The 7,840-nt window shown below is 73.9% G+C and carries 8 protein-coding genes; 6 read left to right on the top strand and 2 right to left on the bottom strand.

Features of this window, described 5'->3' with window-relative positions; genetic code table 11:
• Nucleotides 1-133 precede the first annotated feature (133 nt).
• On the bottom strand, nt 134-1,561 hold the full coding sequence (locus ACFWXO_RS34655) for an acyltransferase family protein (protein ID WP_380529000.1): 1,428 nt from the start codon (nt 1,559-1,561) through the stop codon (nt 134-136).
• 129 nt (nt 1,562-1,690) lie between these two features.
• On the opposite strand from ACFWXO_RS34655, the gene ACFWXO_RS34650 reads away from it, so the two are divergent.
• Nucleotides 1,691-2,350: a trimeric intracellular cation channel family protein gene (locus tag ACFWXO_RS34650; protein ID WP_375891538.1), complete on the top strand. Its 660-nt coding sequence runs from the start codon at nt 1,691-1,693 to the stop codon at nt 2,348-2,350.
• On the opposite strand, the gene ACFWXO_RS34645 is transcribed toward ACFWXO_RS34650, so the two are convergent.
• Complete coding sequence (locus ACFWXO_RS34645; protein WP_375891539.1) at nt 2,256-3,032, bottom strand: IclR family transcriptional regulator; 777 nt, start codon at nt 3,030-3,032, stop codon at nt 2,256-2,258. The genes ACFWXO_RS34650 and ACFWXO_RS34645 overlap by 95 nt on opposite strands.
• A gap of 183 nt (nt 3,033-3,215) precedes the next feature.
• On the opposite strand from ACFWXO_RS34645, the gene ACFWXO_RS34640 reads away from it, so the two are divergent.
• The 5 genes from ACFWXO_RS34640 (at nt 3,216) to ACFWXO_RS34620 (ending at nt 7,719) form a co-directional block, all read left to right on the top strand.
• A complete protein-coding gene (locus ACFWXO_RS34640) occupies nt 3,216-4,397 on the top strand; it encodes a cysteine desulfurase family protein (RefSeq protein ID WP_375891540.1) in 1,182 nt (393 codons plus the stop codon).
• 62 nt (nt 4,398-4,459) lie between these two features.
• On the top strand, nt 4,460-5,605 hold the full coding sequence (gene mnmA / locus ACFWXO_RS34635) for a tRNA 2-thiouridine(34) synthase MnmA (RefSeq protein WP_380528996.1): 1,146 nt from the start codon (nt 4,460-4,462) through the stop codon (nt 5,603-5,605).
• Between the two features lie 55 nt (nt 5,606-5,660).
• Nucleotides 5,661-5,930 (top strand): type II toxin-antitoxin system Phd/YefM family antitoxin, encoded by a 270-nt coding sequence (locus ACFWXO_RS34630; RefSeq protein WP_380396878.1) that lies wholly within the window; start codon nt 5,661-5,663, stop codon nt 5,928-5,930.
• Nucleotides 5,920-6,375 carry a type II toxin-antitoxin system VapC family toxin gene (locus ACFWXO_RS34625; RefSeq protein ID WP_380528994.1) on the top strand — a complete coding sequence of 152 codons (456 nt, stop codon included), beginning with the start codon at nt 5,920-5,922 and terminating at the stop codon, nt 6,373-6,375. Before ACFWXO_RS34630 ends, ACFWXO_RS34625 begins: the two co-directional genes overlap by 11 nt.
• A 168-nt stretch (nt 6,376-6,543) precedes the next feature.
• Complete coding sequence (locus ACFWXO_RS34620; protein WP_380528993.1) at nt 6,544-7,719, top strand: alpha/beta hydrolase family protein; 1,176 nt, start codon at nt 6,544-6,546, stop codon at nt 7,717-7,719.
• Nucleotides 7,720-7,840: the final 121 nt, after the last annotated feature.

Here is a 7,840-nt window from a genome sequence, read left to right as displayed (position 1 = left end):
ATTAATTTTGCAACCCGCGCCAAGGATTAAATAAAAAACACCCCCCGCCTCACCACGCGCCCACGCACAAAATCCCCCGCCCCCCCCCGGGCCCCGGGGGGGGGGCGGCCTCACGTCGTGCGGGCGGCGGGTGTCAGCCGCGCCCGGCGCCGTCCAGGACGGGCCGTGCCTCGGCCTCCACGGCCGGGTCGGCCGGCTGCGGCTCGCGCGCCGCCGGGGCGGCCGGGGCGGCCGGGGCGGCCGGGCGGGCCGACGGCAGCTCGGCCGGGAAGCGGCGGTTCAGCGCCTTGATCGCCTTGCGGCCCAGGTTCTGGAACGGGATCTCGACCAGGCGGTAGCTGAGGTAGCTGATCACCAGCAGGGCGGCCATCAGCCCGAAGAACTGCAGGCTGCGGTCCTGCCAGGAGGTGAAGGGCGGACGGCCCTCCAGCTTCCAGTTCATGAAGTGGATGATCGGGTTGTGCAGCAGGTACACCGAGTAGCTGATCGAGCCGGTCCAGGTCAGCCAGCGCGGGAAGCGGCGGTGGCGCAGCAGCATGCCGATCGCGAAGACGACCCAGGCGCCCAGGTAGGCGCCGGAGAACGACTGCCAGGACTCGCTCCAGGTCCGCCACAGCGCGTTGTCGCGGTTGTACATGAAGCCGCACAGGACGCCCGAGGTGAGGACGAAGCCGCAGCACAGCAGCGCCGGCAGGCGGTCGATCTGGCCGTGCTCCAGCCGGTACAGCACCGTCCCGGAGAACATGGTGGCGAAGATCAGCAGGGTCTCGAAGGCGGCGGAGCGGCCGTTCAGCACGACCAGCACCAGGCCCAGGCCGCCGAGCATCGTCCCGCCCCAGCGGGTCAGGTCGACCCGGCCGGTGAGGAAGCAGACCATCGCGGTGATCACGATGACCAGGACGGCCACCGTCAGGTGCCGGTTGGCGGGCAGGCCACCGTCGGCGGTGAGCAGGCCGAGCGGCAGCCACGAGCCGAGCAGCAGCGCGGCGCCGGCGAAGCCGATCGCGAGGGGGGCGCTCTTCTTGTGCTTGCCGTTGACGAACAGGGCCGTCACGAAGAAGTAGAAGATCATCTCGTAGGTGAGCGTCCACATCACCCCGATGAGGTTCGGGACGCCCGTGAGGTCCTGCACCATCGGGGCGTTGCCCACCACCGAGAGCAGCGGGTGGTCGAAGGCGAAGGCCTGGATGACCGAGTGGTTGCGGGGCAGGATCAGCAGGCTCAGCAGCGCGGTGACGATCACCACCGGGTAGATCCGGAAGTACCGGCCCGCCCAGAACGAGCGCACGTCGCCGCGCCGCTCCAGCGAGGCCGGGATGATGTACCCGCTCACCAGGAAGAAGAGCATCACGCCGAAGATGCCCGGATCCCCGAAATTGCGCGGCGCGTGGTCGATGTGGAGCCAGTAGAACGGCAGCGCGAAGTGGTAGATCGCCACGGAGAGCGCGGCTATGCCGCGCAGGGCGTCGAGCCAGCCGAGCCTCGACGAGGCTGCTGGGGCGGCACCCGCTGCGGCACGGGTGTTCTGGCGGCGTGGGAATGCGCGTCCGGTGAGCTTCACACGCGGGAGGTTAGCGGAGTGGGGCGGGGGTACACCCGTTCGGGCCGGGAAGGCCCCGTCCGCGAGACGGTTTCATCCGGACTGTGACCGGTGTCGGGAACGGCCGGGTGGATCGGGTACACATGGACGGTGAGTTCGCAGATCTTCCCCTCCGACGTGCAGCAATCGTTGGACCTCGTCGGCATCTTCGTCTTCGCCCTCTCCGGGGCGCTGCTCGCCGTCCGCAAGAACATGGACATCTTCGGGATCTGCGTGTTGGCGGAGGTCACGGCCCTCGGCGGCGGGGTGATGCGCGACCTGGTGATCGGCGCCACCCCGGTGGCGGCGTTCACCAACCTCGGCTACTTCGTCACCCCGCTGGCCGCCGGCCTCGTGGTGTTCTTCCTGCACCCCGAGGTCGAGCGGATCAACCGCTCCGTGCAGACCCTGGACGCCCTCGGCCTCGGCCTGTTCTGCGTCACCGGCACCGCCAAGGCGCACGACTACGGGCTCGGCGCCGTCGCCTCCATCGCGCTCGGCATGGTGACCGCGGCCGGCGGCGGGGTGATCCGCGACGTGCTGGCCGGGGAGATCCCCTCGCTGCTGCGCTGGGACCGCGAGATCTACGCCGTCCCGGCCCTGGTCGGCGCCGCCCTGGTGGCCGTGCTGATCGGGGCCGACCGGCTCACCGGCGCCACCGGCACCGCCGCCGCGCTCACCGCCTTCGTCCTGCGGATGCTCGCCCTGAAGTACGGCTGGCGTGCCCCGCGGGCCTGGCACCGCAACGGTTCTCGCACCAGCGAGGAGTAGGCGAGCCGCCGCAGGCCAGCGAGATCGCCTCGGCCGTGCAGAGCAGCTCCGGCAGCATCCGGGCCAGCTCGGCCGGCGGCACCTGGCCGGCCGGGGCGCTCAGCGCGCAGGCCGCGACCGTCCGCCCGCCGCTGCCCGCCACCGGCGCGGCCACGCAGGTCACCGGCTCCCGGTGCTCGGCCGACTCGGCCGCCCAGCCCCGGCGGCGCACCGCCGCCAGCTCGGCCGGCAGCTCCTCCTCACGGACGCCGTCCTCCGGCAGCCCGGCGAGCAGCACCCGCCCGACGGCCGTCCCGGTCACCGGGGCGCGGCGCCCGATCCGCGGCGGCCGGGCGGCCGAGGGCGCGGCCACCTCGTCCAGGTAGAGCACCTCGCCGTCGTGCAGCACGGCCAGCTGGACGGTGTAGCCGCAGCGCGCGTTCAGCGCGGCCAGGTACGGCGCGGCGACCTGCCGGACGTCGAAGTCCTCCAGCGCCCGGTGCGCCAGCGACAGCACCCGGCCGCCGACCCGGTAGCGCAGGTCGGGCTGGCGCCGGACGAACCCGTGCTCCTCCAGGGTGCGCAGCAGCCGCAGCGCGGTGGACTTGTGCACCCCGAGGCTGCTCGCGGCCTGCTCCAGCGAGAGCGGCCCGTCGCCGAGCGAACCGAGCAGGGTCAGCGCGCGGTCGACCGACTGCGACATGGCGCCCCCTGGAACGCTGGAACCCGATGGAGAAGTGGCCGTCAGGCTAACCGCTGGGCGGCGCAGTGGTACAAACCAGTGCCGGACGCCGGCGTCCGCCGGCCGCGGCCGTGGCCGGATCGGTGCGCACCCGGGCCCGGGCCTGGTGGGGCCCCGGGGCATGCCCTCTACAATCGGATGGTTATGCCATACCTGGACCATGCGGCGACCACGCCGATGCTGCCCGAGGCGATCGCCGCGATGTCGGCGCACCTGGGGGTGGTCGGCAACGCCTCGTCCCTGCACGCGGCCGGCCGCCGGGCCCGCCGGGTGGTCGAGGAGTCCCGCGAGTCGCTGGCCGAGTCGCTGGGCGCCCGCCCGAGCGAGATCGTGCTCACCGGCGGCGGCACGGAATCCGACAATCTCGCGGTCAAGGGCCTCTACTGGGCCCGCCGGGACGCCGACCCGGCCCGCACCCGGGTGCTGTCCAGCCCGGTCGAGCACCACGCCGTGCTGGACGCGGTGCACTGGCTCTCCGAGCACGAGGGCGCGACGGTCGAGTACCTGCCGGTGGACGCACTGGGCCGGGTGCACCCCGGGGCGCTGCGCGCCGCGATCGAGCGCGACCCCGGCTCCGTCGCCCTGGTCACCGTGATGTGGGCCAACAACGAGGTCGGTACCGTCCAGCCGGTGCGCGAACTCGCCGCCGTGGCGGCCGAGTACGGCATCCCGATGCACGCCGACGCGGTGCAGGCGCTCGGTCAGGTCCCGGTCTCCTTCGCCGACTCCGGCCTCACCGCGCTCACCGTCACCGGGCACAAGATCGGCGGCCCGTTCGGCATCGGCGCCCTGCTGCTCTCCCGCGGCGCCACGCCCGTACCGCTGCTGCACGGCGGCGGCCAGGAGCGCGACGTGCGCTCCGGCACCCTGGACGCCCCCGCCGCCGCTGGCTTCGCGGCCGCCGCCGCGCTGGCCGTCGAACGGCGCGAGGAGCACGCGGTGACGCTCGGCGCGCTGCGCGACGAACTGGTCGCCGGGGTGGCCGCGGCCGTCCCGGACGCGGTGCTCAACGGCGACCCGGCGGGGGAGGGGCGGCTGCCCGCCAACGCCCACTACTCCTTCCCCGGCTGCGAGGGCGACGCGCTGCTGATGCTGCTCGACGCCCAGGGCATCGAGTGCTCCACCGGTTCGGCCTGCTCGGCCGGGGTGCCGCAGCCCAGCCACGTGCTGCTCGCGATGGGCGTCGACCCGCTGCTGGCCCGCGCCTCGCTGCGGTTCTCGCTCGGGCACACCTCGGTGCGCGAGGACGTCACGGCGCTGGTGGCGGCCATCGGCCCCGCGGTGCAGCGGGCCCGCAACGCGGGGCTGGCCTCGGTCCGCCGGTAGCCCGTCCCTCGGAGCACCGGGGCCCCGGGCATGTCCGGCGGCCCCGTAGGCTTGTACTCACCATGACTGACTTCCCGGGTGCCCCGACCACTCCGTCCACCGGCCGCCTGCGCGTGCTCGCGGCGATGTCCGGCGGGGTCGACTCCGCCGTCGCCGCCGCCCGCGCCGTCGAAGCGGGGCACGAGGTGACGGGCGTGCACCTGGCGCTGTCCGCCAACCCGCAGTCCTTCCGCACCGGCGCGCGCGGCTGCTGCACCATCGAGGACTCCCGGGACGCCTGGCGCGCCGCCGACGTGATCGGCATCCCCTTCTACGTCTGGGACCTCGCCGAGCGCTTCCGCGAGGACGTGATCGACGACTTCGTCGCCGAGTACGCGGCCGGGCGGACCCCGAACCCCTGCCTGCGCTGCAACGAGAAGATCAAGTTCGCCGCGCTGCTGGACAAGGCGATCGCCCTCGGCTTCGACGCCGTCTGCACCGGCCACTACGCCCGCGTCGTCGACCGGCCGGACGGCTCGCGCGAGCTGCACCGCGCCGTGGACGCCGCCAAGGACCAGTCCTACGTCCTCGGCGTGCTCGACGCCGACCAGCTCGCCCACTCCCTCTTCCCGCTCGGCGACACCACCAAGGACGCCATCCGGGCCGAGGCCGAGCAGCGCGGCCTGGCCGTCGCCAAGAAGCCCGACAGCCACGACATCTGCTTCATCGCCGACGGCGACACCCAGGGCTTCCTGGCGCAGCACCTCGGCACCGCCACCGGCGACATCCTCGACGTGGACGGCACCAAGCTCGGCGAGCACGACGGCGCCTACGGCTTCACCATCGGCCAGCGCAAGGGCCTGCGGATCGGCCGCCCGGCCGCCGACGGCAAGCCGCGCTACGTCCTCGACATCTCCCCGGTGAACAACACCGTCACCGTCGGCCCGGTCGAGGGCCTGGACGTCACCGCCCTGACCGCCATCCGCCCCCGCTGGTGCGGCACCGAGCCCCTGGCCGACGGCCGCTACACCGCCCAGCTGCGCGCCCACGGCGAGGAGGTGCCGGTCGCCGCCTCGGTCGTCGACGACACCCTCCACGTCCGCCTCGACACCCCCGCCCGCGGCATCGCCCCCGGCCAGGCCGTCGTCCTCTACGACGGCACCCGCGTCATCGGCTCCGCCACCATCGCCACCACCGAACGCCCGGCGGCGCACCCCGTCGGGAGCTGACCGGATCGGTTCGAACGCCGTGCTGCACCGACATGTCGGCCCCTACGCTGGAGGCATGTCAGTGCAACCCGAGATCAGCCAGCGGGACCTGCGCAGCAGGCCCGAGGAGATCATGGACGCCGTCCAGGCCGGGCAGTCCTTCACCGTGACCAGGGACGGGCACCGGATCGGCGAGCTGATCCCGCTCAGGCGCCGTCGCCGGTTCGTTTCCCGGGCCGAATTCTCGGCCATGTCGCGCAGCGCTCCGGACCTGTCCCTGGAGGCCTTCCGGGCCGACCAGGAGGCCACGGCCGAGCAGTGGGCGGACGGCCGCCATGGCTCCTGAGCACCAGCAGGGCCTGCTCGACACCAACATCATGATCCTGCGCAAGTGGGTGGACCCGGCCGAACTCCCGGCCGAGATGGCCATCAGCGCCGTCACCCTCGCCGAACTCTCCGCCGGACCGCACGAGGTCCGGCGGAACGAGGACCAGAACGACTACGACGAGCACGCCGAACGGGCCCGGCGCCTCGATGTGCTCCAGCGGGCCGAGAACGAGTTCGACCCGATTCCCTTCGATGCCGAAGCGGCTCGGATCTACGGTCGGGTCTGCGCCGCCGTGGTCGGGTCCGGGCGCAAGCCCAGGCGCCGGGTGGCGGACCTGATGATCGCGGCGATCGCGATCGCCGAGGAGCTGCCCCTGTTCACCACGAACCCCGACGACTTCAAGGGCCTCGAAGGGATCCTCACGGTGGTCCCGGTGACCAGGCCGCTGGTCGAGCACGCCTGAGGCCCGGTCGCCACCACCGAACGCCCGGCGGCGGCGCGGGTCTGAGGGGGTCGCGGGGGGGTGTCATCCGGAGGGATGACGGGGCTGGGCCGGGGGGATGAGCGGGGCCGGAGAGGGCATTCGGTCGGCTGATCCGGGGGGTCGGGGCGCGGACCTAACGTCGGGGACATGACCCGAATCCGCCGCATCGCGGCTGTCGCAGCGCTCGTTCTCGCCCTTCCGCTCCCGCTGGCCGGGGCCGCGTCGGCCGCGTCGGCCGCGCCTTCGCCCACGCCCGCGTCCGCCGCTGTCGCCGCCTTCCACGGCGAGCTGCCCGCCCCGACCGGGCGGTACGCGGCCGGGGAGGAGGTGCTGCGGCTGACCGACCGCAGCCGCACCGATCCGTGGGTGCCCTCCGCCGGGCCGCGGCAGCTGGCCGTGTCGATGTTCTACCCGGCCCGGCAGGGCACCGGGGCGCCGGCCCCGTACATGACCCCCGGCGAGGCACAGGGCTTCCTGGCGACCCGGGTGCCGGCCGGCACCGGGCTCACGGCGCAGGACCTGGTCGACGTCGACACCCACGCCTTCACCGGGGCGAAGGCCGCGGGCGGGAGGTTCCCGCTGGTGGTGCTCTCCCCGGGCTTCGAGAACCCGCGCGCCACGCTGACCGGCCTGGCGACCGACCTGGCCGCCCGCGGCTACGTGGTGGCGCTGGTCGGCCACACCTACGAGGACTCCGGCGAGACGCTCGCCGACGGCAGCACCCCCGGCTGCGCGCTGTGCGACACGGGCGCGCCGGACTCGCTGCCGGACAGCCGGGCGAAGGACGTCTCCTTCGTCCTGGACCAGCTGACCGGGCAGCACCCGGTGTGGCGCCTGTCCCACCTGATCGACCGGGACCGGGTCGGCATGGCCGGGCACTCGATCGGCGGCGCGTCGACGCTCAACGCGATGGCCGAGGACCGGCGGATCCTGGCCGGGGTGAACATGGACGGAACCTTCTTCCAGCCGGTCCCGGCCGACACGCTCGAGGGCCGCTCGTTCCTGCTGCTCGGGAAGGACAGCAACCACTCCACGAACGGCGGGGACACCTCCTGGGCGCAGACCTGGGCGGGCTGGAAGGGCTACAAGCCCTGGCTGACCGTCGCCGGCACCAACCACGCGAGCTTCACGGACGTCACCGTGCTGGCCGCCGAGGCCGGCCTCCCCGCCCCCGCGGGGTCGACCACCTCGCCGGAGCGCGGGATGCAGCTGACCCGGGAGTACGTCGGGGCCTTCTTCGACCGGACCCTCAAGGGCCTCCACCAGCCCCTGCTGGACGGCCCGTCGGCGGCGAACCCGGAGGTGCTCTTCCAGCACCCGTGACCGTCCTCCGGGGCGCGGGGGGGGGGGGCGGGGGCCCCCCCCCCCGCCGCCCCCCCCCCCCCCCCCCCCCCCCCCCCCCCCCCGCCCCCCCCCCCCCCCCGCGCACCGCCGCGGATCGCGC

Origin of the sequence: Kitasatospora sp. NPDC059088 (genome assembly GCF_042738155.1) — a bacterium.
Classification (GTDB): domain Bacteria; phylum Actinomycetota; class Actinomycetes; order Streptomycetales; family Streptomycetaceae; genus Kitasatospora.
Note: the sequence above shows the minus strand (reverse complement) of the source record. Positions and strands in the feature narration are given on the sequence as shown.

Coding starts and splice junctions, on each gene's coding strand:
- mnmA (WP_380528996.1), top strand. CDS start 4,460: ATGACTGACTTCCCGGGTGCCCCGACCACTCCGTCCACCGGCCGCCTG.
- ACFWXO_RS34645 (WP_375891539.1), bottom strand. CDS start 3,032: ATGTCGCAGTCGGTCGACCGCGCGCTGACCCTGCTCGGTTCGCTCGGC.
- ACFWXO_RS34640 (WP_375891540.1), top strand. CDS start 3,216: ATGCCATACCTGGACCATGCGGCGACCACGCCGATGCTGCCCGAGGCG.
- ACFWXO_RS34630 (WP_380396878.1), top strand. CDS start 5,661: ATGTCAGTGCAACCCGAGATCAGCCAGCGGGACCTGCGCAGCAGGCCC.
- ACFWXO_RS34625 (WP_380528994.1), top strand. CDS start 5,920: ATGGCTCCTGAGCACCAGCAGGGCCTGCTCGACACCAACATCATGATC.
- ACFWXO_RS34620 (WP_380528993.1), top strand. CDS start 6,544: ATGACCCGAATCCGCCGCATCGCGGCTGTCGCAGCGCTCGTTCTCGCC.